Source organism: Marinitoga sp. 1155 (genome assembly GCF_001021175.1).
In the GTDB taxonomy this organism is placed as follows: Bacteria; Thermotogota; Thermotogae; order Petrotogales; family Petrotogaceae; genus Marinitoga.
Map to the genome: position 1 here is coordinate 1 of NZ_AZAX01000012.1, position 22,597 is coordinate 22,597.

36 protein-coding genes are annotated in these 22,597 nt (G+C 31.9%); all 36 read right to left on the reverse strand.

The annotated features are described in order from the left end of the window. Window positions 1-1,445, reverse strand: a 1,445-nt coding sequence (locus X274_RS04685; RefSeq protein WP_047265657.1) for a cache domain-containing protein, incomplete at its 3' end; no start/stop codon positions are given. 24 nt (window positions 1,446-1,469) lie between these two features. Then, window positions 1,470-2,213: an alpha/beta fold hydrolase gene (locus X274_RS04690; protein WP_047265658.1), complete on the reverse strand. Its 744-nt coding sequence runs from the start codon at window positions 2,211-2,213 to the stop codon at window positions 1,470-1,472. Between the two features lie 43 nt (window positions 2,214-2,256). Next, window positions 2,257-3,513, reverse strand: a complete 1,257-nt coding sequence (gene rho / locus X274_RS04695) for a transcription termination factor Rho (RefSeq protein ID WP_047265789.1) — start codon at window positions 3,511-3,513, stop codon at window positions 2,257-2,259. Between the two features lie 363 nt (window positions 3,514-3,876). After that, window positions 3,877-4,287 (reverse strand): 50S ribosomal protein L17, encoded by a 411-nt coding sequence (gene rplQ / locus X274_RS04700; protein WP_047265659.1) that lies wholly within the window; start codon window positions 4,285-4,287, stop codon window positions 3,877-3,879. Between the two features lie 5 nt (window positions 4,288-4,292). Next, window positions 4,293-5,342: a DNA-directed RNA polymerase subunit alpha gene (locus X274_RS04705; RefSeq protein WP_047265660.1), complete on the reverse strand. Its 1,050-nt coding sequence runs from the start codon at window positions 5,340-5,342 to the stop codon at window positions 4,293-4,295. 98 nt (window positions 5,343-5,440) lie between these two features. Beyond that, on the reverse strand, window positions 5,441-6,070 hold the full coding sequence (gene rpsD / locus X274_RS04710; RefSeq protein WP_047265661.1) for a 30S ribosomal protein S4: 630 nt from the start codon (window positions 6,068-6,070) through the stop codon (window positions 5,441-5,443). A gap of 21 nt (window positions 6,071-6,091) precedes the next feature. Further along, window positions 6,092-6,475, reverse strand: a complete 384-nt coding sequence (rpsK, locus tag X274_RS04715; RefSeq protein WP_047265662.1) for a 30S ribosomal protein S11 — start codon at window positions 6,473-6,475, stop codon at window positions 6,092-6,094. Between the two features lie 15 nt (window positions 6,476-6,490). Continuing rightward, window positions 6,491-6,859, reverse strand: a complete 369-nt coding sequence (rpsM, locus tag X274_RS04720) for a 30S ribosomal protein S13 (RefSeq protein WP_047265663.1) — start codon at window positions 6,857-6,859, stop codon at window positions 6,491-6,493. Window positions 6,860-6,881: 22 nt separating this feature from the next. Next, window positions 6,882-6,998, reverse strand: coding sequence for a 50S ribosomal protein L36 (rpmJ, locus tag X274_RS04725; RefSeq protein ID WP_047265664.1), 117 nt, complete (start codon window positions 6,996-6,998; stop codon window positions 6,882-6,884). A 4-nt stretch (window positions 6,999-7,002) separates the two neighbouring features. Beyond that, window positions 7,003-7,254: a translation initiation factor IF-1 gene (infA, locus tag X274_RS04730; protein ID WP_084822634.1), complete on the reverse strand. Its 252-nt coding sequence runs from the start codon at window positions 7,252-7,254 to the stop codon at window positions 7,003-7,005. 17 nt (window positions 7,255-7,271) lie between these two features. Beyond that, entirely contained in the window at window positions 7,272-8,024 is a 753-nt protein-coding gene (map, locus tag X274_RS04735; RefSeq protein WP_047265665.1) for a type I methionyl aminopeptidase, read from the reverse strand. Next, a complete protein-coding gene (locus X274_RS04740; protein WP_047265666.1) occupies window positions 8,021-8,680 on the reverse strand; it encodes an adenylate kinase in 660 nt (219 codons plus the stop codon). The genes map and X274_RS04740 overlap by 4 nt, the downstream gene beginning before the upstream one ends. 2 nt (window positions 8,681-8,682) lie before the next feature. Then, entirely contained in the window at window positions 8,683-9,960 is a 1,278-nt protein-coding gene (secY, locus tag X274_RS04745; RefSeq protein ID WP_047265667.1) for a preprotein translocase subunit SecY, read from the reverse strand. After that, the gene (gene rplO, locus X274_RS04750) at window positions 9,960-10,415 is read right to left on the reverse strand and encodes a 50S ribosomal protein L15 (protein WP_047265668.1); all 456 of its coding nucleotides are present in this window, start codon (window positions 10,413-10,415) and stop codon (window positions 9,960-9,962) included. Before rplO ends, secY begins: the two co-directional genes overlap by 1 nt. Window positions 10,416-10,428: 13 nt before the next feature. After that, the gene (rpmD, locus tag X274_RS04755) at window positions 10,429-10,614 is read right to left on the reverse strand and encodes a 50S ribosomal protein L30 (RefSeq protein ID WP_047265669.1); all 186 of its coding nucleotides are present in this window, start codon (window positions 10,612-10,614) and stop codon (window positions 10,429-10,431) included. 3 nt (window positions 10,615-10,617) lie between these two features. Further along, window positions 10,618-11,151, reverse strand: a complete 534-nt coding sequence (gene rpsE / locus X274_RS04760) for a 30S ribosomal protein S5 (protein WP_156166138.1) — start codon at window positions 11,149-11,151, stop codon at window positions 10,618-10,620. 17 nt (window positions 11,152-11,168) lie between these two features. Further along, window positions 11,169-11,531: a 50S ribosomal protein L18 gene (gene rplR / locus X274_RS04765; protein ID WP_047265670.1), complete on the reverse strand. Its 363-nt coding sequence runs from the start codon at window positions 11,529-11,531 to the stop codon at window positions 11,169-11,171. Between the two features lie 14 nt (window positions 11,532-11,545). After that, window positions 11,546-12,100, reverse strand: a complete 555-nt coding sequence (gene rplF, locus X274_RS04770) for a 50S ribosomal protein L6 (protein ID WP_047265671.1) — start codon at window positions 12,098-12,100, stop codon at window positions 11,546-11,548. Window positions 12,101-12,114: 14 nt separating this feature from the next. Continuing rightward, window positions 12,115-12,519, reverse strand: a complete 405-nt coding sequence (gene rpsH / locus X274_RS04775; RefSeq protein ID WP_047265672.1) for a 30S ribosomal protein S8 — start codon at window positions 12,517-12,519, stop codon at window positions 12,115-12,117. Between the two features lie 13 nt (window positions 12,520-12,532). Further along, on the reverse strand, window positions 12,533-12,718 hold the full coding sequence (locus X274_RS04780) for a type Z 30S ribosomal protein S14 (protein WP_047265673.1): 186 nt from the start codon (window positions 12,716-12,718) through the stop codon (window positions 12,533-12,535). 14 nt (window positions 12,719-12,732) lie between these two features. Beyond that, window positions 12,733-13,287 (reverse strand): 50S ribosomal protein L5, encoded by a 555-nt coding sequence (gene rplE / locus X274_RS04785; protein ID WP_047265674.1) that lies wholly within the window; start codon window positions 13,285-13,287, stop codon window positions 12,733-12,735. A gap of 17 nt (window positions 13,288-13,304) precedes the next feature. Further along, window positions 13,305-13,622, reverse strand: coding sequence for a 50S ribosomal protein L24 (rplX, locus tag X274_RS04790; protein WP_047265675.1), 318 nt, complete (start codon window positions 13,620-13,622; stop codon window positions 13,305-13,307). Window positions 13,623-13,631: 9 nt separating this feature from the next. After that, a complete protein-coding gene (gene rplN, locus X274_RS04795; RefSeq protein ID WP_047265676.1) occupies window positions 13,632-14,000 on the reverse strand; it encodes a 50S ribosomal protein L14 in 369 nt (122 codons plus the stop codon). Next, window positions 14,000-14,302, reverse strand: coding sequence for a 30S ribosomal protein S17 (gene rpsQ / locus X274_RS04800; protein WP_047265677.1), 303 nt, complete (start codon window positions 14,300-14,302; stop codon window positions 14,000-14,002). Before rpsQ ends, rplN begins: the two co-directional genes overlap by 1 nt. A gap of 6 nt (window positions 14,303-14,308) precedes the next feature. Further along, complete coding sequence (rpmC, locus tag X274_RS04805) at window positions 14,309-14,515, reverse strand: 50S ribosomal protein L29 (protein WP_047265678.1); 207 nt, start codon at window positions 14,513-14,515, stop codon at window positions 14,309-14,311. Beyond that, window positions 14,512-14,940 carry a 50S ribosomal protein L16 gene (gene rplP, locus X274_RS04810; protein WP_047265679.1) on the reverse strand — a complete coding sequence of 143 codons (429 nt, stop codon included), beginning with the start codon at window positions 14,938-14,940 and terminating at the stop codon, window positions 14,512-14,514. Before rplP ends, rpmC begins: the two co-directional genes overlap by 4 nt. Before the next feature lie 22 nt (window positions 14,941-14,962). After that, window positions 14,963-15,595, reverse strand: a complete 633-nt coding sequence (rpsC, locus tag X274_RS04815; protein WP_047265680.1) for a 30S ribosomal protein S3 — start codon at window positions 15,593-15,595, stop codon at window positions 14,963-14,965. 12 nt (window positions 15,596-15,607) lie between these two features. After that, window positions 15,608-16,060 (reverse strand): 50S ribosomal protein L22, encoded by a 453-nt coding sequence (gene rplV / locus X274_RS04820; protein ID WP_047265681.1) that lies wholly within the window; start codon window positions 16,058-16,060, stop codon window positions 15,608-15,610. Window positions 16,061-16,074: 14 nt separating this feature from the next. Next, window positions 16,075-16,359 (reverse strand): 30S ribosomal protein S19, encoded by a 285-nt coding sequence (gene rpsS, locus X274_RS04825; protein WP_047265682.1) that lies wholly within the window; start codon window positions 16,357-16,359, stop codon window positions 16,075-16,077. Window positions 16,360-16,376: 17 nt separating this feature from the next. Continuing rightward, a complete protein-coding gene (gene rplB / locus X274_RS04830) occupies window positions 16,377-17,201 on the reverse strand; it encodes a 50S ribosomal protein L2 (protein ID WP_047265683.1) in 825 nt (274 codons plus the stop codon). Window positions 17,202-17,217: 16 nt separating this feature from the next. Then, window positions 17,218-17,517, reverse strand: a complete 300-nt coding sequence (gene rplW, locus X274_RS04835) for a 50S ribosomal protein L23 (RefSeq protein ID WP_047265684.1) — start codon at window positions 17,515-17,517, stop codon at window positions 17,218-17,220. Then, on the reverse strand, window positions 17,517-18,194 hold the full coding sequence (gene rplD / locus X274_RS04840; RefSeq protein WP_047265685.1) for a 50S ribosomal protein L4: 678 nt from the start codon (window positions 18,192-18,194) through the stop codon (window positions 17,517-17,519). Before rplD ends, rplW begins: the two co-directional genes overlap by 1 nt. Before the next feature lie 34 nt (window positions 18,195-18,228). Further along, a complete protein-coding gene (gene rplC / locus X274_RS04845; protein WP_047265686.1) occupies window positions 18,229-18,852 on the reverse strand; it encodes a 50S ribosomal protein L3 in 624 nt (207 codons plus the stop codon). 30 nt (window positions 18,853-18,882) lie between these two features. Further along, window positions 18,883-19,191, reverse strand: coding sequence for a 30S ribosomal protein S10 (gene rpsJ, locus X274_RS04850; protein WP_047265687.1), 309 nt, complete (start codon window positions 19,189-19,191; stop codon window positions 18,883-18,885). Window positions 19,192-19,279: 88 nt separating this feature from the next. Beyond that, complete coding sequence (gene tuf / locus X274_RS04855) at window positions 19,280-20,479, reverse strand: elongation factor Tu (protein ID WP_047265688.1); 1,200 nt, start codon at window positions 20,477-20,479, stop codon at window positions 19,280-19,282. A 33-nt stretch (window positions 20,480-20,512) separates the two neighbouring features. Continuing rightward, window positions 20,513-22,591, reverse strand: a complete 2,079-nt coding sequence (fusA, locus tag X274_RS04860; RefSeq protein ID WP_047265689.1) for an elongation factor G — start codon at window positions 22,589-22,591, stop codon at window positions 20,513-20,515. Between the last annotated feature and the right edge of the window lie 6 nt (window positions 22,592-22,597).

Consider the following 22,597-nt stretch of genomic DNA (forward strand, 5'->3'; position numbering starts at 1 on the left):
GAGGTTAGTTCTTCTGTTGTCGCTGCTGCATTTTCTGCATTTTCTTCTATTGCTCTCGCTTTTTCCAGTGCTTCTTCGTTTGCCAGCATTGTCCTTTCCGCTACTTCTCCTAATATCTCCGATGATTCTTCTATTTTATTTCCCGCTTCTAATAACCATTTTACTGTTTCTTTCAGGTTATTTGACATGTTTTGCAATGACTTCGCTATTATCGCTGTTTCGTCTTTCCCTTTTGATTTGAATTCTACTGTAAAGTCTCCTGTTGCAAATCTGTCTACTTTTTTGCTTAATTCCATTAATGGTTTTGATATTTTTTTGGCGAATATTATTGATATTATTACCGATATTATTAATATTATTATTGAGGTTATTATCAACACTATTTTTATCTTTTCTGATGCTAAAAATGCTTCTTTTGTCGATACTTCTGATATAAATGCCCATTTTATCTCTTTGTATTTAAATGGCGCATATGCCACTATTACTTTTTCACCTTTGTAATTTTCCCCTATTTCCCATCCTGTTTCCCCTGATAATGCCTTTTCTACATAATCTGTTTCTACTTTTTGTTTTAATATCGTTTCTTCTCCTGGTAAATTGTTTCTCATTATTTTATCTTCACTTACTATGTATGTTTTTCCTGTTTCTCCCATGCCACTTTTGTCAAGAAATATATTTTCAAATGTTTCATCTAAAATTCTGACTATTAAATACCCTACATTTTCACCATCATATAATACTCTTTTTCCGGCAAAAAAGCCATGTTCTTCTTCACCAATATTATATGATTCTATATCCGAAAAATGCACATTATCATCATTAGATTGTTTTAGAATATTATATAACTTTCCTAAAACAGTATCTTTATATTTACCATTTTCTATATTTGTTCCAAAATCTTCATTTTTCTTCACAGAATACAATATATAACCATCTGGAGTTATATAATAAATATCATAATATATTGCTTTTATATTTATTAATTTTCTCAATAATGGGTTTATTTGCTCATGTATGGCATTATATTGATATATTTCATCCAATATATCTGGTGAAATTTTGTTTTGATCAAAATTATCATCATAGAAAAAATTATCTAATTTTTCCCTATTTTTATATGGGTTTTTTTCATAGTATACTATTTGTAGGTCTTTTAAATATTTATCAAATCCACCTAAACTTTTTGAGAAATCCTCTTCACCATAAAAACCATTCAAATTTTCTATTATAACCGGCATTTCAGTAAAATAGACTAAATCGCTTTTTACTTCAGATAATGTCTTTTCTAAAAACGCTTTTTTAGAATCTCTGGCAACTATTAGTTTATCAGCAAAACTTTGTTGAAGCGAATTTTGCGAATTTGTAAGACTTATATAAAAAAATATAGAAAATGATATAAAAAGTAAAGAAAAAACCAGAATGAGAATTTTAGAATTTATTTTCATATTTTCCCCTCCCTGAAATAACAACTAATTTATAAACTCTAAAATATTAGAAATATATTTATCTTTATATCGTGGTTCATTGAAAATCTCATGTTTAGCGTATTTATGCTTTTGCAGAACAGATGTTTTAAATTTTTGGAACAATTCATTGCAATTATCAACTTTAATTATTTTATCGGATTCTCCATATTGCAATAATACAGGTATATCAACATTTTCCGCTTCTTCTAAAGCTTTTTCGGCTTCTGAAAAAAGTTGCTTTGCTGTTTTAAAGGCTATCTTATTATGAACAAGTGGATCGTCTAAATATTCTTTAATTGCCTTTTCATCATGACATAAATCTTTTGGGTCTATACCATTATTTATTGATATTTTTCCCATCCATCCTATTGTTGATAATAAAATTTTATGAAATGATGTATATATTTTCCCAACTGCTGGAGAAGATAATATCAGTTTTTCCGGTTTTTTATTAGAATATTCTGTATATCTTAATGCGATTAGTCCACCCATACTATGCCCAAATAATATAAAATTTTCCGGTGTTATTTCTTCTATAAATTTGTATATTTTATAAAAACTTTTTATGTAACCTTTTGGTCCTTCACTTACTCCATGCCCTGGAAGATCAAAAGTAATCACCTGATAATCTATATCAAGAAGTATATCTATTAAAAATTTATATCTTCCAGAATGCTCGCCTAACCCGTGAATAATTACAAATGTCTTTTTCGGATTTTCAGTATTTTTATATCTTTTCAAAAACATTTTATCACCTTAATTTTTTATATTTTGTCTTAATTTATATTTTTTAATTCATAAATTTTTGTTTTTCTATTTCTTTAAATAATTTTTTATTATTGTCATATTTTCTCATTAATCTGAAAATTTCCATTAATGCTTCTTCTTTTGACAAATCATGTAACCAATTTCTTAAAATCCATGAATATCTGAGTTCTTCTTTTGTAAATAATAATTCTTCTTTTCTTGTTCCAGAAAGTTTTATATCAATTGATGGGAATATTCTTTTTGTAGCCAGTTCTCTTGATAATACCAATTCCATATTTCCCGTTCCTTTAAATTCTTCAAATATTACTTCATCCATCTTTGAACCCGTTTCAACAAGCGCTGTCGCCAATATAGTTAAACTTCCTCCCTCTCTAATTCGCCTTGCAGCACCAAAAAATTTTTTGGGAAATGTTAATGCAGAAGGATCTACACCTCCACTTAATAATTTACCACTTGGCGGAACATAAAGATTATATGCTCTTGCAAGCCTTGTCAATGAATCCATTAATATAATAACATCATGACCAAATTCAACCAATCTTTTTGCCATATTTAAAGTCATTTCAGCAACTTTTATCTGATTTTTTGGGTCCATATCAAAAGGAGCTGCTATTACTTCCGCATCAACTGTTTCTCTTATATCTGTAACCTCTTCAGGTCTTTCATCTATTAATAATACTATTCTTTTGGTCTCTGGATTATTTTTTGCTATAGAATTTGCCATGTCTTTTAATAATGTTGTTTTACCAGCTTTTGGTGGTGCAACTATAAGCCCTCTTTGCCCTTTACCAATAGGTGAAAATATGTCTATAATTCTTGAACTAACCGGGGAAGATTCATACTCCAGTTGAAGCCTTTCATTTGGATAGACTGGTGTAAGATTTTCAAAAGAAATTCTATCTCTTGCATGCTCAGGTGCCTGAGAGTTGACCGCTTCTACTCTCAATAAAGCAAAGAACTTCTCTCCTTCCTTTGGTGGTCTCACTTGACCAGCTACTACATCTCCAGTTGAAAGATTAAACCGCCTAATTTGAGACTGAGATACATATACATCATCATTTCCGTTTAATAATGAATTATGAGTATTTCTTAAAAAACCATATCCATCTGGTAATATTTCAAGAACTCCTTCATGAAAAAAATATCCAAATGATTCGGTTTGTTTGCTGAGTATTTTAAACTTCAACTCATGATCAGTCAGTACAGAATAATTTTCTATTCCATATTTTCGTGCAAGATTATATAATTGTCTTCTGGACATTTGATTTAATTTTCCCATATCTATTTCTACAGGAATTATTTCATCTTTTTTTATATCTTTATTATTTTCATTCACGCTTTCACCTCATTGAATTTATTTGTAATTGAATCTATTATATTCATTGATTATTTTTTGTAATTTCACTTCATATGTGTTATCATTAATAAGCATAATTGATATTAGCAGAATGTTAGGAGTTTATGAAGAATTATTTTTGTGGATGCTTTTTATTGTATATTATACCACATTTTTTATTATATAAAAAACTATCAACAACCTATTTCTAAAAAAAATTATATGTATTAAGGTTTGATTTTTTCTGTGTATAAAAATAGTTTTATTTACAATCTAAATAATAAAATGCCCCAATGGGGCATTTTATTATTTTTCTTCTTCGTTTTCCTTTTTCTCAATATTTTCGACTAATTGTAATAAGGATGATTCTGCAGCATCTCCTCTTCTAAAACCTATTTTTAATATTCTTGTATATCCACTGTTTCTATTTTCAAATACTGGTGCGATTTCATCTACTACTTTATTTGTAAACTTTCTGTCATTAAAATATCTATTTATCTGTCTTCTTAAAGCAACACTTCTATCTTTATTGTCTGTTGTTTTTGCTTCTTTAGCCTTTGTCAAGATTTTTTCAACTAATGGTCTTACTGCTTTAGCTTTTGCTGTTGTTGTTATTATGCTTCCATGTTCAAACACTTCTCTTGCTAAATTTTTTAATAATGCCTTCCTATGTGAAGCATATCTGCTTAATTTATTTGTTTTTACTCTATGTCTCATAGTAATCAGGCTCCTCCCTTCTGGATCTCATCATAATCCAATTGGAATTTTTCTTTTAATTCCTTTCGGATCTCATCTAAGGATTTCTTCCCAAAATTTTTGATTTTCATTAATTCATCAGGATCCTTTTTTAGAATATCTCTAACTGTATGTATTTTTTCTCTTTTTAAACAATTTTTTGCCCTTTTGCTTAAATCTAATTCATCAATTTTTGTTTCTAATATTTCAATATTTATAGTTTTAAATTCATCTTCTGCTTCTTGAGTTGCAGATTCATCCACGATACTTTCACCTATTTCAACAATAGGTTGTTCTTCTTCAGTTTCTTCCGTAATTTCTTTCCATGAAGAATATATAATATTAAAATGTTCAATTAGTATTTTGGTTGCTTTTACCAATGCATCTTTAGGATCTACTGATTTTTTTGTCCATACTTCCAGAATTAATTTGTCATAGTCAGTTCTTTTACCAACACGAACATTCTCTGTTAAATAATTTACTCTAATAACAGGACTGTAAACTCCATCTATATATATATATTCTATATCTTTTGATAAATCCATTTCTGCCGTTGAAACAAATCCTTTCCCAATAGTTGCATATAATTCCATTTCAAACTTTTTATTTGCATTCATGGTTGCAATCTTAAATTCCGGATTTGCTATTTCAATTCCAGCAGGGGTTATTATATCTCCAGCTTTTATTTCGGCTGGACCCATTTTGTCTATTCTTAAAATTATTGGTTCTTTTAAGTTAGTTATATTATCAAAATCTGTTACTTTTAGTTCCACTTTCTTTAAATTAACTGTGATTTCCAAAATATCCTCTTGAACGCCTTCTATTACATCAAATTCATGTAATTTTCCTGGAATTCTGATACTGGTAATTGCCAATCCAGGAATTGAGGATAACAATACTCTTCTCAATGCGTTACCTATTGTAACTGCATATCCTCTTTCTAAAGGCGACAAGACAAACCTGCCATATTTGTATTCTAATTCTTCTGATTCTTCTAAAGTTTCTAATATCATTTTTTCCGGTTTGATAAATTCCATTCATTACCCCCAATTTAGCTTTTCTAAATTGGAGTGCACCCCCTTTCTTTTTGTTAGGCGCGTTTTTGCGATAATTATCTGGATAATCAATGTAATTATTATTTTGAATAAAGCTCGATGATAGCCTGCAAGTCTACTGGTACTTCCATCTCATCTAATGTTGGCAATCTTAAAAATGTACCTTTGAATGCATTATAATCTACTTCTATCCAATCTAATTTTTTGTTTGCTTTTTGAGTTAATTCGATTCCCTGTTTAATAGGTAATATTGATCTGCTCTTTTCTTTCACTTCAATAACATCTCCTGGTTTTACTCTATATGATGGAATATCCACTTTTTTACCGTTCACAAGGAAATGCCCATGTCTTACTAATTGTCTTGCTGTTCTTCTGTTTACTGCATACCCCATTTGATATACAACATTGTCTAATCTTGTTTCAAGAATTCTCATTAAGTTTTCTCCTGTATTTCCTTCTTTTCTTGAAGCTTCCTCAAAGTATCTTCTAAATTGTCTTTCTAATACACCATAAATTCTTTTTAATGCCTGTTTTGATCTTAATTGTAATCCATATTGTGTTGGTTTTTTTGTTTGTTTTCCGTGTTGCCCTGGTGCATATGGTCTTCTTGCAAGAGCACATTTATCTGTATAACATCTTTCACCTTTTAAATATAATTTAAATCCTTCTCTTCTACAAAGTTTACAAAGAGATCCTATATATCTTGCCATTACATTCCCTCCTCTTAGGCCTTACATTCCTTTTCTTTTCTTTGGTCTACAACCATTATGAGGTATTGGAGTTTTATCTTTAATATTTTCAATTACCAACCCTGCAGCCTGCATTGTTCTTATTGCTGATTCTCTTCCAGCACCTGGTCCTTTTACATATACATCTAATCTCTTTACTCCATATTTCAAAGCTTCTTTTGCAACCTTGTCTGCTGCTAACTGTGAAGCATATGGAGTTCCTTTTTTTGTTCCTGAAAAACCAGCTGTTCCTCCACTTGCCCAATATAATGTATTTCCTGCTGGATCTGTTAATGTTATTATTGTATTGTTAAAAGTTGATTGGATATGTACAACTGCTTTTTCAAGAGATATTTTCTTTTTCTTTTGAGTTGTTCTCCTAGCCATAAATAAACCTCCTTATTACTTTTTCTTGCCGATTTTTGAAGGTCTTGGACCCTTTCTTGTTCTTGCGTTTGAATGTGTTTTTTGTCCCCTAACAGGTAATCCGTTTTTATGTCTGTAACCTCTGTATGAACCGATTTCAATTAATCTCGCTATACTTTTTTGAATTTCCTGTCTTAATTCTCCTTCAACGAGGTAATGTTCGTTAATATAATGTGTTATTTTACTAATTTCATCATCTGTCAAATCTTTTGCTCTTTTGTCAGGGTCTACTCCTGTTGATTCTAATATTTCCATTGCTCTATGTTTGCCTATTCCATATATATATGTAAGAGCAATGAACAACTTCTTGTTGTTTGGTACTTCAACACCCAAAATACGTGGCATTCAAATTTCCCTCCTTTAAAATTTATCCCTGTCTTTGGTTATGCTTAGGATTTTTGGAACAAACTACCCATACTCTGCCTTTTCTTCTTATAACCCTACAATGTTCACATCTTTTCTTTACTGAGGCTCTTACTTTCATTTGCTCATTCCTCCTCACTACTTGGATTTCTCTTAATTCTCTCTCTTCTTATTATTCTTCCTCTATTTAAATCATAGATAGATACTTCAACTATCACTCTATCTCCTGGTACTAATCTTATAAAATTTTTTCTCATTTTACCGGAAATATGAGCTAAAATCATATGCCCATTATCCAACTCTACTCTAAATGTAGCATTTGGCAACGATTCAACAATATGACCTTCCATTACAATAACATCATCTTTTTTTGCCACGATAATCACCTCTCGGGCTAATCTAATATAGTTAATATCTCTGGACCATTTTTAGTGATAACCAGAGTATTTTCATAGTGAGCTGCATACGATCTATCTGCTGTAATAGCAGTCCAACCATCTTCTAATACCTTTACTTTATTGGTTCCAATAGATACCATTGGTTCTATTGCAAAAGTCATTCTTTCTCTAATTAGAGGACCTTTTCCTTTTGGCCCATAATTTGGAATTTGCGGATCTTCATGTAATTTTCTTCCAACTCCATGCCCAACATAATCTTTAATTATTGAAAATCCAAATGACTCAACATATGTTTGAATAGCATTGCTGATATCGCCTATTTTGTTTCCTGGAATAGCCTGCTCTATACCTATCCAGAATGATTTTTCCGTTACTTCGACTAATTTTTTTATTTCTTCAGAAACTTCACCTATAATGAACGTCCTTGCGGCGTCCGCTATATACCCGTCTAATGTTAACCCTATATCTATTGATACTATATCTCCATTTTTGAATATTTTTCCCTTTAGTGGAAATCCATGCACAATTTCTTCGTTTACCGATATACACGTAGCGTACGGAAATCCACCATAACCTTTAAAGGTAGGAATAAAACCTTTTTCTTTCATATGGCTATTAACAAATTTTTCTACTTCATATGCATTCGAACCTTCTACTACTAAATCCTTTATTTTCTCAAAGAGTAGAGCGAGCTGTCTTCCAGCTCGCTTCATTTTATCAACTTCGGATTGCGTCTTAACTAAAATCATATTATCCCTTCCAATATATTAAACACTTCTTTTGTAACTATTTCAACCGTTCCACTACCGTCTAATGTAAAGAATTGGTTATAGTTCCTATAAAATTCTATTACAGGGTATGTTTTTTCCATATATACTTTGTATCTATCCCTCACTACTTCTTCTTTATCATCATCTCTTTGAATCAATTCTTCACCACATATATCACATTTATTTTCTATTTTTGGTTTTAATGTTATTACATTATATATTTTTCCACATTTTGGACATATTCTTCGTGAGGTTATTCTTTTTACAACTGTTTCCTCATCAACTTCAAGGTATATTATTCCAGTTATAGGATTTCCCATTTCATCTAATATTTTTTCTAAAGATTCAGCCTGAGGAATTGTCCTTGGAAATCCGTCTAATATAAAGCCTTTTTCAACATCACTTTGATTTAATCTGTTTTTTATTACTTCCAACATTATTTCGTCTGATACAAGTTGTCCACTATCTAATATTGATTTTACTTTTTTCCCTAATTCACTTCCTGAAGCAACAGCTTCTCTTAACATATCACCAGTAGAAATATGAGGTATATTATATTTTTTCGAAACTTCTTTAGCTATAGTTCCTTTTCCTGCTCCAGGAGGTCCAAAAAACAACAAGTTAAGCTTTTTCATTATTATCTCCTCCCACGGAGTTTACCTTTTTTCATAAAACCTTCATATTGTCTTGTTATCATATGAGCTTCAATCTGTTGCATTATATCTAATGAAACACCTACTGCAATAAGAGCTGAAGTTCCACCTATCCATATATTAACACCAGATGCACTTCTAATAATATAAGGCAATAAAGAAATTACTACAAGGAATATTGCCCCAATAAATGTTACTCTCATCATTGTTTTGGTTATATAATCAGATGTTGGTTTTCCAGGTCTTATACCTGGTATAAAGCCTCCGTATTTCTTTATATTTTCTGATATATCGTTTGGATCAATAACAACTGAATTATAAAAATATGCAAAGAAGAATATAAGTAATGCATATATTATTAAATAAATTGGTGTTCCATAACCAAACCATCTATTTACCCATTGAGCTCCTGTTGCGGTTGCAAGCATTGAGGGTAATGTCATAATAGCTGATGCAAAAATTATTGGTAATACCCCGCCACCATTCACTTTTATTGGAATGTATGTAGAAGCTCCTCCATATATTTTATTTCCAACAACTCTTTTTGCATATTGAACATTGATTCTTCTTTCTGATGTTTGTAAATAAACTGTTCCCACAACTACTGCAATTGCAACTATAATTAATATTATCCATTCAAAAACACTTAATCTTCCAACTAAACCACTTGCTACATATTGTGGAAATCTTGATACTATACCTGCAAAAATCAATACTGATATTCCATTACCTATACCTTTTTCTGTTATCATTTCACCTAACCATAATAAGAACATGGTTCCTGCAACTATTGATGTTGTTGATATCAATATGAATAATAAATAATTCAAATTAGGAGCTCTATATCCAGCTACTCCTAATGACAAGAAAAATCCTTGAAGCAATGCAAGACCTAATGTAACCTGTCTCGTCAATCTTCCAAATTTTTTTCTACCCTCTTCCCCTTCTTTTAACATTTCTTTCAAACTTGGAATTACTGATGCTAATAATTGTAAAATAATTGATGCGTTAATATAAGGTGTTACACTTAAAACAAAAATTGAAAACTGTTTTAAAGACCCTCCTGTAAATACATCAAAAAAACTAATTAATCCTTGTGAAGCTCCTCCTAATCCTGCTATAAAACCTTCCCATCTTACTAAATCTATACCAGGAATAGGTATATATATCCCTATTCTAAAAGCTATTAAAGCTAATAATGTAAATATAATACGATCCCGGAGTTCCGGGATCTTCCACATATTTTTAAATGCTTCTTTCATTACTGAATCACCTCGACACTTCCGCCGGCTGATTCTATTTTTTCCTGTGCTTTTTTACTAAAAGCATGAGCTTTTACTTTTAATGGTTTTGTCAATTCACCATTTCCTAATACTTTTACACCATCTTTTATTTTTTTAAGTATTCTTTTTTCTAAAAGTTTTTCTGGAGTTATTTCTTCGTTTGCTTCGAATTTACTTTCTAATACAGAAATATTTATTTCTGCATAGTCCTTTTTAAATGGTGCATTTGTAAATCCATATTTTGGAATTCTTCTAAATAAAGGTGTTTGACCACCTTCAAAACTTGGTCTAACCTTTCCTTTACCTCTGGATTTTTGACCTTTATGTCCTTTTCCACCTGTTTTTCCTAACCCAGAACTCCAACCTCTTCCTGTTCTTTTAGCTACTTTTCTTGATCCTTCGGCGGGTTTTAAGTCTGATATTTTAAGAGACATATTTGCTACCCCCTCATTCTTCAATTTCTTCAACTTTTATAAGATGTTGTACCTTTGTTATCATACCTCTTATTTCTGGTCTATCTTCTTTTATTACTTCTTGATTAGGTTTTCTTAACCCCAAGGCATCTAAGGTGGCGAGTTGTCTATAATTTTTTCCCGCTCTTCCTCTTACAAGTTTTATTTTTAATTTAGCCATTTCTTATCCCTCCTTATGGGCACCTTGAAATACCTTTTTAACACTCAAGTCTCTAAGTTCTGCATATTCTTTTGGAGATTTTAATTCTTTTAATCCATTCAATGTTGCTTTCGATAAATTTATAGCAGTTGTTGAACCCAATGCTTTCGAAAGAATATTATGTACCCCTGCTAATTCTACAACAGCACGAACCGCTGCTGAGGCAATAATACCTGTACCTGGTCCTGCAGGCTTTAATAATACCTTTGAAGCATCCTGTTTTCCTAATACTTCATGAGGTATAGTACCATTTTTTACAGGAACCTCTATCATATTTTTCTTTGCATTTTGAATTGCTTTCCTTATTGCTTGAGGAACTTCTCTTGCATTTCCACTTCCAACTCCAACTTTTCCATTCCTATTTCCTACAACAGCAACAACTCTAAAAGATATATTTTTTCCTCCTGTTGTAACCTTTGTAACCCTTCTAATTTCTATTATTCTTTCTTCAAATTCTTCAGCAGCTGCTGAAGCCATTAAATTCTTATCTAAGGCCATTTTCTGTTTACACCTCCTTAAAAGTCAAGACCTGCTTCACGTGCAGCATCAGCTAATGCTTTTATTTTCCCATGATATTTGAAGCCGCCTCTATCAAATGATACTTTGGATATTCCTTTTTCTAAAGCTCTCTTAGCAATTAATTTTCCAACTTCTTTAGCAGCTTCAATATTCCATGTTTTTTCTAAGTTTAGTCCTTTATCTACAGTAGAAGCAGCTGCTAATGTATGTCCTTTTGTATCATCTATAATTTGAACATATAAATGTTTATTGCTTTTGAAAACTGCCATTCTTGGTCTTTCAGGAGTTCCAAAAACTTTTCTTCTAACCCTTAAATGTCTTTTTCTTCTTAACTTTTTCTTTTGAATGGGTTTAATCATCTGGTCAGCCTCCCTTAAACTTTCTTACCTTGTTTTCTGATAATTACCTCACCAACGTATTTTATACCTTTTCCTGAATATACATTTGGTTTTCTGAATTTCTTAATTTTTGCTGCCACTTCACCAACTAAGTATTTATTAATACCTTTTACGATAACTTTGTTTGGTGCTGGTACTTCTATTGTTATTCCTTCAGGTGGAAGGTATTCAATTGGATGAGAATATCCCAATTGCAAAACCAATTTAGAACCCTGCATCGCAGCTCTATAACCTATACCAATTATTTCTAATTCTTTTTTAAATCCTTCAGTTACACCTTTAATCATATTTTTTACCAATGATGCATATGTTCCCTGAAACATATTAATTCTTTTTGCATCACTTTTTCTTTTCATTGATTCCTCATTGCCTTCAACTTTTATTTTATTATCTTCGATTACAAATTTAACATACGGCAAATATTCCTGAGTTAATTCGCCTTTTGGACCTTTAACTTTTATTATATTATCGTTAATTGTCACTTCTACTCCATTTGGTATATCTATTGGATTTTTTGATATACGTGACATTTATTCAGCACCTCCTACCAAACGTAACAAATTAATTCTCCACCGACTCCAAGTTCTCTTGCTTCTTTGTCGGTAAGAACACCTTTTGATGTTGAAATTATTGAAATACCCATTCCACCTTTTACTACAGGTATTTTATCTTTTGATACGTAAACTCTTCTACCTGGTTTTGAAACCCTTATAATACTATGAATTACTTTTTGTTTATTTTTTCTGTCACCTTTATATTTTAACTGTATTTTTAATATTCCCTGTTTCCCATCTTCTATAAATTTATAATCTAATATATAACCTTCTCTTTTTAATATTTCCGCTATATTCCTTTTTAAATTTGATGCTGGAATTTCTACACTTTCTTTCATAACAAGATTCGCATTTCTTATTCTTGTAAGCATATCTGCTACGGGATCACTCCACATTAAGATTCCCTCCTTACCAACTTGCCTTTTTAACGCCTGGTAATTTTCCTTCCAGGGCTAATCTTCTAAAACATACTCTACATAATCCAAATTCTCTATATACAGCTCTTGGTCTTCCACATATTATACATCTGGAATATTCTCTTGTTTTATATTTCTTTGGTTTTTTCCATCTTGCAACCATTGATTTTTTTGCCATTATTTACCTCCTCCTTAATCTCTCTTGAAAGGGAAGCCCATTAATTGAAGGAGTTTTCTTGCTTCCTCATCAGTCTTTGCAGTTGTAACAATGGTAATATCCATACCCTGAACTCTTTTAACCTGATCTGGTTTTAATTCAGGAAATACTAATTGTTCTGTTAAACCAAATGTGTAATTTCCTCTTCCATCAAAACTGTTTGGATTCATACCTCTAAAGTCTCTTAATTTTGGGAAGATTATGTTTATTAATTTAAACAAGAAATTATACATTTTTACATTTCTTAGTGTAACTTTTGCACCAATCGGCATTCCTTCTCTTAATTTAAAATTTGCAACACTTTTTTTTGCTCTTGTAACTACAGCTTTTTGACCTGTGATTAAAGATAATTCTTGAGCATGTTTTTCAACAACATCAGCGTTTCTTGCGCCCTCACCAATTCCCATATTAACAACAATTTTAACTATTTTTGGAACTTCATGAATGTTTTTATAGCCAAATTCTTTCATGAGGGCTGGAACTACTTCCTTTTCATATTGTTCTTTTAATGGAATGTATTCATATCTCATAATCTATTCCTCCCTCATTAAACCTTATCTATAATTTCATTACATTTTCTACAAATTCTTACTTTTTTACCTTCTTCTAAGAATCTGTATCCAACTCTTGTTGGTTTACCACAACTAGGACATACAATCATTACTTTACTTATATGTATTGGAGATGGTTGTTCTATAATTCCGCCTTCTCTTAATTGCTGTGTAGGTCTTTGATGCTTTTTTACTATATTTACATTTTCAACTATAACTCTATTTAATTTTGGTATTACCCTTAAGATTTTCCCTTCCTTACCTTTATCTTTTCCGGAGATTACTTTTACTAAATCACCCTTTTTTATTTTCATACTCTCACCTCACCATACTTCTTGTGCAAGAGATGCTATTTTTGTATAACCTGCTTCTCTTACTTCCCTAGCAATTGGTCCAAACACACGAGTACCTACAGGCATATTATTTTTATCTATTAAAACTGCTGCATTTTCATCAAATCTTATATGTGAACCATCTTTTCTTTTTATTTCTTTTTTTGTTCTAACAACTACAGCTTTTACTACCTGACCCTTTTTTATATCTGTGTGCGGTATTGCTTCTCTTACTGAACATACTACAACATCTCCAACTGTACCAACCGATTTATGAAAACCACCTAAAACTCTTATAACTCTTAATACCTTTGCTCCTGAATTATCTGCAGCTCTTAAATAACTTTCGGCTTGAATCATTATGCGTCACCCCCAACTTCTTCCACTGCTTCGGGTGTTTCATTATTTTTTTCCGCAAAAATATTCTTTTCAACTATTCTGACGACTTTCCATGTTTTTGTTTTTGAATATGGCTTTGTTTCTTCTATTTCAACAATATCACCTATTTCACATTCATTATTTTCATCATGAGCATGAAATTTCTTTGATTTTTTAACAAACTTTTTATATATTGGATGTTTTATTTTTCTTTCTACTTTTACAGTAATGGTTTTATCCATTTTATCACTTACAACTTCGCCTATTAACGTTTTTTTAGGCATTACTCATTACCTCCTTATACCCAATTCCCTTTGTCTGAGAATTGTTTTTATTCTTGCTATGTCTCTTCTCACCATTTTTATGGAAGCAGTATTTTTTATTTGTCCTAATTCGTGTTGAAATCTCATTTCGAATAATTTTTTCTTGGATTCTTCTAATTTTACTCTTAATTCATCATCTGTTAAATTTATTAATTCAGCTACTTGTTTTTTCATTTTGCTTCCCCCCTTATATGGTACCTGGGTACTATTTTTGTCTTTATAGGTAATTTAGTTGCTGCATATTCTAAAGCTTCTTTTGCTAATTCTTCAGAAGTTCCGGCAATTTCAAATAAAATTTTTCCTGGTTTTACTACTGCCGTCCAACCTTCAACGTCTCCTTTACCTTTACCCATTCTTGTTCCGATTCCTTTTGAAGTAATTGGTTTATCAGGGAATATTTTAATCCATATTTTTCCATTTCTTTTTAATGTTCTAACCATTGCTAATCTACAAGCTTCAATTTGTTGCGAAGTTATTAAAGCAGGTTCTAAAGCCTTTAAACCCCATTCACCAAAGTCTACCAATGTTCCTCCTTTGGCATTACCTTTCATTTTTCCTCTTTGTATTTTTCTATATTTATATCTTTTTGGCATTAACATTTACATCACGCCCTCCTTTAGTTCATAACTGAGTATCGCCTTTATATACCCAAACCTTTATTCCGATTGTTCCAGACAATGTTTGTGCTTCAGCAGTTCCGTAATCAATATCAGATCTTAATGTTTGTAAAGGTAATCTTCCTTCCATATACCATTCAGTTCTTGCGATTTCTGCACCATTTAATCTTCCTGAAACCATAATTTTAATTCCTTTTGCGCCTCTTTTTAAAGCTGCTGATATCGCTCTTTTCATAGCTCTTTTATATGAAGCTCTTTTCAATATTTGTGCCGAAATATTTTCTGCTATTAACAATGCATTTACCTGAGGATTTCTGATTTCATCAATATTTATTCTAACATTTCTATCATTAACCATTTTTTCAATTTCTTTTTTTAACGCTTGAATCTCTACACCTTTTCTTCCAATAATTATTCCAACTCTTACTGCTTTTATTGTTATGTTTATTTGTGTTGAAGATGGTCTTTCAATTAATATATCTCCTACACCAGCTTCGTAATATTTTCTCTTTATGTAATCTCTAATTTTTAAATCTTCTTTTAAAAATTCTGCATAATTATCTTCACTAAACCAATTAGCCTTCCATGGTTTTGAAATTCCTAACCTAAATCCATATGGATGTACTTTTTGACCCACGGACATTCCACCTCACTTCTGAGATTTTAACTCTTTTTCTTTTTCCCTATCTCTAACAACAACAGTAATATGCGCTAACCTTTTTTGTAATATGTCAGCTCTTCCTCTTCCTCTTGGCCATAATCTTTTCATTCTTGGCCCATCATTTACATATACTTCTGCAACGTATAAATCATCTGCATTTAAACCAAAATTATTTTCAGCATTTGCTATTGCTGATACCAATACTTTATATGTTAACCTTGCAGCTTTTTTAGGACTGAACATTAATATTTGTAATGCTTCATCTACATTTTTACCCCTTATAGCATTTACAACTGATCTTGCTTTTTTTGGGGAAATTCTTAAGTATTTTGCAGTAGCTTTTGCTTCGATTTTTGGCTGTGCTGCTTCAGCTTCTTTTCTTATTCTATGAAAAACAGATCTTTTTAATTTTTTACCATCTTGAATTCTTGATACAGCCATGGTTACGTCCCTCCTCATTTCACCTTGCCTTTTTTAGCCTTTTTGTCAGCATGACCACCAAATCTCCTTGTTGGTGCAAATTCTCCCAATCTATGCCCAATCATATGCTCTGTTATATAAACAGGTATATGTTTCATGCCATTATGTACAGCAATTGTATGTCCTATCATTTCAGGTAAAATCATAGATGCCCTACTCCATGTTTTTATTACTTTCTTTTCACCTTTTTCATTTAATTCCCTAATCTTTTTCAACAGACTTGGGTGTACATAAGGTCCTTTCTTTAACGATCTACTCACTCACAGCACCCCCTAGGTTACTTTTTTCTTCTTCTTACTATAAATTTATCTGATTTTCTCTTTCCACGTCTTGTTTTGTATCCTTTTGCAGGTGTTCCCCAAGGACTTCTTGGTATATGACCTTTACTTGCACCTTCACCACCACCCATTGGGTGATCAACTGGGTTCATAGCCATACCTCTAACATGTGGTCTCTTACCAAGCCATCTTGTTCTACCTGCTTTACCAAATACTTCGTTTATATGATCTTCATTTCCAACCATACCAATTGTAGCCATACATTTTATATGAACTTTTCTCAATTCACTTGAAGGCATTCTTAATAATGCATATTTACCTTCTTTTGCCATTAATTGTGCATATGTCCCTGCCGATCTTGCTATTTTTGCACCTTTTCCAGGTTCAAATTCTATATTATGAATAATTGTACCTACAGGTATATTTTCTAATGGTAATGCATTACCAGGCTTTATTTCTGCATTTGGTCCTGATAATATTTCTTCTCCAACTTTTATACCTTTTGGAGCAAGAATATATCTCTTTTCACCATCTGCATATACTAATAATGCTATTCTTGCACTTCTATTAGGATCATATTCTATAGATACAACCTTTGCTGGAATACCAAATTTTTCTCTTTTAAAATCTATTAATCTGTATCTTCTTTTATGTCCACCGCCTCTATGTCTCATAGTAACTCTACCATATGAGTTTCTACCACCTGTTTTCTTGAGAGGTTTAATTAAGGATTTTTCCGGGGTGGATTTTGTAATTTCCGAGAAATCTGTGATTATCATAAATCTCCTTGAAGGAGTTGTTGGCTTAAATTTTTTGAGACCCATTCTAACTCACCTCTCCTTATAAATTACCTTGAAGCTCTTTTATAACATAACCTTCAGCTAATTTAACAATTGCTTTTTTCCATGATCTTGTTTTTCCTTCAAATCTTCCCAATCTTTTTGGTTTTGGTTTCACATTCATTACATGAACTTTCTCTACTTTAACATTAAATATATCCTCAACAGCTTTCTTGATTTCTGGTTTTGTTGCATCTTTTGCAACTTCAAAAGTATATTTATTTTCACTCATCAACATATATGTTTTTTCTGTGAGGATCGGCCTGATTATTATATCATAATTAAATTGTTTTCTATCCATTAGCCGAGCACCTCCTCGATCTTTGTTACTGTATCCTTTGTAAGGATTACTTTTTCATTGTTTATTATATCAAATACATTCAAACCATCAACATTTGTTTTATTTCCATTTTTACCCTGATTTGGATTATCAGCGATTATAACTTTTACTCCAGGAATATTTCTTGCAGATAATTTTACATTTATATATTCATCTTTTTTCCATGGCAATACTATTAATGTTTTAGTATTTTCAAATCCAAAGTTCTTTAATACTTCTTTCATATCCTTTGTTTTTGGTTTTTCAAATGTCAATTCATCCACTACTATTAAATTATTTTCTTTTACTCTAACACTTAATGCAGATCTTAAAGCCAATTTTTTCATTTTTTTAGTTAATTTTTTTGACCAATCTCTTGGTTTTGGCCCAAATGTAACTCCACCATGTCTCCACAATGGTGATCTGGTAGAACCTGCTCTTGCTCTTCCAGTATGTTTTTGTGCCCACGGTTTTCTTCCGCCACCTCTTACTTCAGCTCTTGTCTTTGTTGAAGCTGTTCCTCTTCTTTTATTTGCTAACTGCATATCGACATATCTGTATAAAAGATCAATATTCGGTTCAATTGAAAAAATAGAATCTTTTGCTTCTATTGTTCCAATTTTTTCACCTTTAATTGAATAAAGGTCTAATTGAGCCATTTTTATTTACCTCCTCATTCTTCATTTTCGGGGCTTACTTTTTTATTGCTTCTCTTATTATTAATAATCCACCCCTCGCACCTGGAACTCCACCTTTAACAGCTATTAAGTTATTTTCTTTATCTATTTTTATAACTTCTGAGTTTAATACTGTAACTTTTTCATTCCCATATTGTCCGAACATTTTTTTACCTTTAAATACTTTTGCTGGTTCTGTATGATTACCCGTTGAACCCAATGCTCTATGGAATTTTGAACCATGTGTTTTTCTTCCACCACCAAAATTCCATCTCTTCATAACACCTGTATAACCTCTACCTTTTGACCAACCAGTTACGTCTATTTTTTCCCCTTCTTCAAATATTGTCACATCAATAACTTGACCAATTTCATAATTATCCACATTTTCAACTTTGAATTCCTTTAAGAATCTCATAGGTTTTACGCCAGCTTTTTTGAAAATCCCAAGTTTTGGCTTGTTTACTTTATACTCTTTAACTTCTTCAAATCCAACCTGAATAGCTGTGTATCCATCTTTTTCTTCTGTTTTTTTCTGTACTACTACACATGGTCCAGCCTTTATAACTGTGACCGGGATGGCTTTACCATCTTTATACACTCTTGTCATTCCTACTTTTCTTCCTAATATACCTTTCATGCTAATTCACCTCCAGAGCCCGATCAAATATTAAGCTTTCATATCTACTGATACACCCGATGGTAATTGTATCTTTAATAATTGTGTAACTGTTTCTTGAGTTGCATCATAAATATAAATAACTCTTTTATGTACTCTTTTCTCAAATTGTTCTCTTGAATAATTGTATTTGTGAGGAGATCTTATTACTGTATAGATTGTTTTTTCTGTTGGTAATGGTATTGGTCCTGAAACCTTTGCATTACTTTGTTTTACCGCATCAATTATTTTCTGCGCAGATTCATCTAACAATCTATGATCATAAGACTTTAATCTTATTTTGATCAATTTCTTTGCCATATAAACCCTCCTTTAAGCATTTAGCAAAGGGAGCGTGGAAGCTCCCCGATTTTATATTTTATAGTAAAAACTTTGCAAAAAGATTTTATTATTCTACTATTTCTGTAACAACTCCAGCACCAACTGTTCTTCCACCTTCACGAACAGCAAATCTCATGTTCTTTTCTAATGCTACAGGGTAGATTAATTCTACTGTTGTTACAATGTTATCACCAGGCATTACCATTTCTGCTCCGCCTTCGAATTCTAACAATGTACCTGTAACGTCAGCTGTTCTAATATAGAATTGTGGTCTGTAACCTTTTTTGAATGGTGTATGTCTTCCACCTTCTTCTTTCTTCAATACATAAATTTGTGCTTTGAATTTTTTATGTGGTGTTATTGAACCTGGTTTTGCTAATACTTGACCTCTCCATACTTCATCTTTATCAATACCTCTTAACAAACATCCAACGTTGTCACCAGCAATACCTTCATCTAATAATTTTCTGAACATTTCTACACCAGTAACTACTGTTTTTCTTATTTCATCTGTCATACCAACGATTTCTACTTCATCACCTGGATGAATTGCTCCTCTTTCAATTCTTCCTGTAACAACTGTTCCTCTACCTGTAATTGAGAATACATCTTCAACAGGCATTAGGAATGGCTGATCTACAGGTCTTTGTGGTTCTGGGAAGTAGCTGTCAACTGCATCCATTAATTCGTAAATCTTTTGTACCCATGGATCATCTTGAGAGTCTGCTTCTAATGCTTTTAATGCGGATCCTTTGATAACTGGTATTTCATCTCCTGGGAATTCGTATTGGCTTAATAATTCTCTTACTTCCATTTCTACTAATTCAATAATTTCTTCGTCATCAACCATATCTGTTTTATTTACAAACACAACAATTGCAGGAACATTAACCTGTCTTGATAATAATACGTGTTCTCTTGTTTGTGGCATAACACCATCTGTAGCTGCAACAACCAAGATAGCACCATCCATTTGTGCAGCACCTGTGATCATATTTTTGATATAGTCAGCGTGACCAGGACAGTCAATATGTGCATAGTGTCTGTTATCTGTTTCATATTCAACGTGTGCAATATTAATTGTAATACCTCTTGCTTTTTCTTCTGGAGCTTTATCGATTTGTTCAAATGGTGTAAAGTCTGCATATCCTTTCATTGCTAATGATTTTGTAATAGCTGCTGTTAATGTTGTTTTACCATGGTCAATATGTCCGATAGTACCAATATTCATATGTGGTTTGTTTCTGACAAACTTTTCTTTTGCCATTTTTTTCCCTCCTCTATGTTTTGTGATGAATTATTAACCGTTTATGATTTTCTCTGCTACTGAAGCAGGCACTTCTTCATAATGTGAGAATTGTATTGATTGTGTAGCTCTACCTTGAGATAATGATCTTAACACTGTCGCATATCCAAATAATTCTGATAATGGAACCAAAGAGTGAATTAATCTAGTATTTGTATTACCAACATTTTCAAAACCTTCTATTCTTCCTCTTCTTGAATTTAAATCTGCTATAATATCACCCATATATTCTTCCGGTGTTGTTATGTCAACCTTCATTATAGGTTCTAATAATACCGGATTTGCTTTTCTTGCAGCATCCTTTAATGCCATAGAACCAGCAATTTTAAATGCCATTTCTGAAGAGTCAACTTCGTGGTAGGAACCATCATATAATGTTGCTTTTATACCAACCATTGGATATCCAGCTAATATACCTGATTGCATTGCTTCTTTTATACCAGCTTCAACTGCAGGAATATATTCTTTCGGAATAATTCCTCCTACTATTTTATCTTCAAATTCCAATACTTTTGTATTATCTATAGGTTCAATTTTTACTTTAACATGTCCGTATTGTCCCCTACCACCAGATTGTCTGATATATTTTGTTTCAACATCTGCTGTTCCTCTAATTGTTTCCCTATAAGCAACCTGTGGCTGTCCTACTCTAACACCAACTTTAAACTCTCTTTTCAACCTATCTACAATTATTTCTAAGTGCAATTCTCCCATACCAGAAAGAATTGTTTCCCCTGTTTCATGGTCTAATTTTACATTTAAACTTGGATCTTCTTCAATTAAGGCCTGTAAAGCCTTAGATAATTTTGCTTCATCATTTTTTGTTTCTGGTTCTATTGATAGTGATATAACTGGTTCTGGGAATTCTAATTTTTCTAATACTATGCTTTCTGATTCTTCTGTTAATGTATCACCTGTTGTTGTATTTTTTAATCCTATAATAGCTACAATATCACCAGCTCTTATATAATCGACTTCTTCCCTTTGATCCGAATGCATAAACATCAGTCGTGAAACTCTTTCTTTTTTCCCTTTGGAGCTATTTTTTACATAACTACCCTTTTGTAATTTTCCAGAATAAACCCTTGCAAATGTTAATTTACCAACAAATGGATCTACCATTATTTTGAAAGCCAATGCTACAAATGGTCCATTTTCATCTGGAGTCAATTCTTTTACAAACTCTCCTGTTCTTTCATCATATGCTTTCACAGGAGGTAAATCCAATGGTGAAGGTAAATAATCAACTATCGCATCTAATACTGGTTGAACACCTTTATTTTTGAATGATGTTCCACATATAACAGGAATAAATGCTCCTTCAATAGTTCCTTTTCTAATAGCTGCTTTTATTTTATCTTCTGGAATTTCTTCGCCTTCAAAGAATAATTCCATTATTTCTTCGTCATATTCTGAAATTGCTGTAATTAAATCTTCTCTATATTGTTCTGCTTTTGAAACCAAATCCTCTGGTATATCTCTATATTCAAATTTTGTTCCGTCTTCACTAATCCAATAAACAGCTTTCATTTTTACCAAATCAACTACACCTTCAAAATCCGCTTCAGCACCAATTGGTATCTGAATGGGTAATGGATTTGTTCCCAATTTGTCTATCATTGTTTGAACCGCATTATAGAAATCTGCTCCAAGTTTGTCCATTTTATTCATATATGCAATTCTTGGAACATGATATCTATCAGCCTGTCTCCAAACTGTTTCTGATTGTGGTTCAACACCTACCTGTGCATCAAAAACCGCTACTGCTCCGTCCAATACTCTTAAAGCTCTTTCAACTTCAACGGTAAAATCAACGTGTCCGGGCGTATCAATAATATTAATCCTGTGATCTTTCCAGAAACATGTTGTTGCAGCTGAAGTTATTGTAATACCTCTTTCTTTTTCCTGTTCCATCCAATCCATTGTAGCAGTTCCATCATCAACAGAACCTAATTTATGCTTTTTACCAGTATAGAACAGGATTCTTTCTGTAGTAGTTGTTTTACCTGCATCAATATGTGCAATTATTCCTATATTTCTTGTTTTGTTTAAAGCATATAACCGCTCTTTCAAAATAAT

Excerpts from the sequence above, each read along its gene's own strand:
- X274_RS04690 (WP_047265658.1), bottom strand. The coding sequence starts at position 2,213 with ATGTTTTTGAAAAGATATAAAAATACTGAAAATCCGAAAAAGACATTT.
- rho (WP_047265789.1), bottom strand. The coding sequence starts at position 3,513 with ATGGGAAAATTAAATCAAATGTCCAGAAGACAATTATATAATCTTGCA.
- rplQ (WP_047265659.1), bottom strand. The coding sequence starts at position 4,287 with ATGAGACATAGAGTAAAAACAAATAAATTAAGCAGATATGCTTCACAT.
- X274_RS04705 (WP_047265660.1), bottom strand. The coding sequence starts at position 5,342 with ATGGAATTTATCAAACCGGAAAAAATGATATTAGAAACTTTAGAAGAA.
- rpsD (WP_047265661.1), bottom strand. The coding sequence starts at position 6,070 with ATGGCAAGATATATAGGATCTCTTTGTAAACTTTGTAGAAGAGAAGGA.
- rpsK (WP_047265662.1), bottom strand. The coding sequence starts at position 6,475 with ATGGCTAGGAGAACAACTCAAAAGAAAAAGAAAATATCTCTTGAAAAA.
- rpsM (WP_047265663.1), bottom strand. The coding sequence starts at position 6,859 with ATGCCACGTATTTTGGGTGTTGAAGTACCAAACAACAAGAAGTTGTTC.
- rpmJ (WP_047265664.1), bottom strand. The coding sequence starts at position 6,998 with ATGAAAGTAAGAGCCTCAGTAAAGAAAAGATGTGAACATTGTAGGGTT.
- map (WP_047265665.1), bottom strand. The coding sequence starts at position 8,024 with ATGATTTTAGTTAAGACGCAATCCGAAGTTGATAAAATGAAGCGAGCT.
- X274_RS04740 (WP_047265666.1), bottom strand. The coding sequence starts at position 8,680 with ATGAAAAAGCTTAACTTGTTGTTTTTTGGACCTCCTGGAGCAGGAAAA.
- secY (WP_047265667.1), bottom strand. The coding sequence starts at position 9,960 with ATGAAAGAAGCATTTAAAAATATGTGGAAGATCCCGGAACTCCGGGAT.
- rplO (WP_047265668.1), bottom strand. The coding sequence starts at position 10,415 with ATGTCTCTTAAAATATCAGACTTAAAACCCGCCGAAGGATCAAGAAAA.
- rpmD (WP_047265669.1), bottom strand. The coding sequence starts at position 10,614 with ATGGCTAAATTAAAAATAAAACTTGTAAGAGGAAGAGCGGGAAAAAAT.
- rpsE (WP_156166138.1), bottom strand. The coding sequence starts at position 11,151 with ATGGCCTTAGATAAGAATTTAATGGCTTCAGCAGCTGCTGAAGAATTT.
- rplR (WP_047265670.1), bottom strand. The coding sequence starts at position 11,531 with ATGATTAAACCCATTCAAAAGAAAAAGTTAAGAAGAAAAAGACATTTA.
- rplF (WP_047265671.1), bottom strand. The coding sequence starts at position 12,100 with ATGTCACGTATATCAAAAAATCCAATAGATATACCAAATGGAGTAGAA.
- rpsH (WP_047265672.1), bottom strand. The coding sequence starts at position 12,519 with ATGTGGAGTGATCCCGTAGCAGATATGCTTACAAGAATAAGAAATGCG.
- X274_RS04780 (WP_047265673.1), bottom strand. The coding sequence starts at position 12,718 with ATGGCAAAAAAATCAATGGTTGCAAGATGGAAAAAACCAAAGAAATAT.
- rplE (WP_047265674.1), bottom strand. The coding sequence starts at position 13,287 with ATGAGATATGAATACATTCCATTAAAAGAACAATATGAAAAGGAAGTA.
- rplX (WP_047265675.1), bottom strand. The coding sequence starts at position 13,622 with ATGAAAATAAAAAAGGGTGATTTAGTAAAAGTAATCTCCGGAAAAGAT.
- rplN (WP_047265676.1), bottom strand. The coding sequence starts at position 14,000 with ATGATTCAAGCCGAAAGTTATTTAAGAGCTGCAGATAATTCAGGAGCA.
- rpsQ (WP_047265677.1), bottom strand. The coding sequence starts at position 14,302 with ATGCCTAAAAAAACGTTAATAGGCGAAGTTGTAAGTGATAAAATGGAT.
- rpmC (WP_047265678.1), bottom strand. The coding sequence starts at position 14,515 with ATGAAAAAACAAGTAGCTGAATTAATAAATTTAACAGATGATGAATTA.
- rplP (WP_047265679.1), bottom strand. The coding sequence starts at position 14,940 with ATGTTAATGCCAAAAAGATATAAATATAGAAAAATACAAAGAGGAAAA.
- rplV (WP_047265681.1), bottom strand. The coding sequence starts at position 16,060 with ATGGCTGTATCAAGAATTCAAGATGGTAAAAAATTAAAAAGATCTGTT.
- rplB (WP_047265683.1), bottom strand. The coding sequence starts at position 17,201 with ATGGGTCTCAAAAAATTTAAGCCAACAACTCCTTCAAGGAGATTTATG.
- rplW (WP_047265684.1), bottom strand. The coding sequence starts at position 17,517 with ATGGATAGAAAACAATTTAATTATGATATAATAATCAGGCCGATCCTC.
- rplD (WP_047265685.1), bottom strand. The coding sequence starts at position 18,194 with ATGGCTCAATTAGACCTTTATTCAATTAAAGGTGAAAAAATTGGAACA.
- rplC (WP_047265686.1), bottom strand. The coding sequence starts at position 18,852 with ATGAAAGGTATATTAGGAAGAAAAGTAGGAATGACAAGAGTGTATAAA.
- rpsJ (WP_047265687.1), bottom strand. The coding sequence starts at position 19,191 with ATGGCAAAGAAATTGATCAAAATAAGATTAAAGTCTTATGATCATAGA.
- tuf (WP_047265688.1), bottom strand. The coding sequence starts at position 20,479 with ATGGCAAAAGAAAAGTTTGTCAGAAACAAACCACATATGAATATTGGT.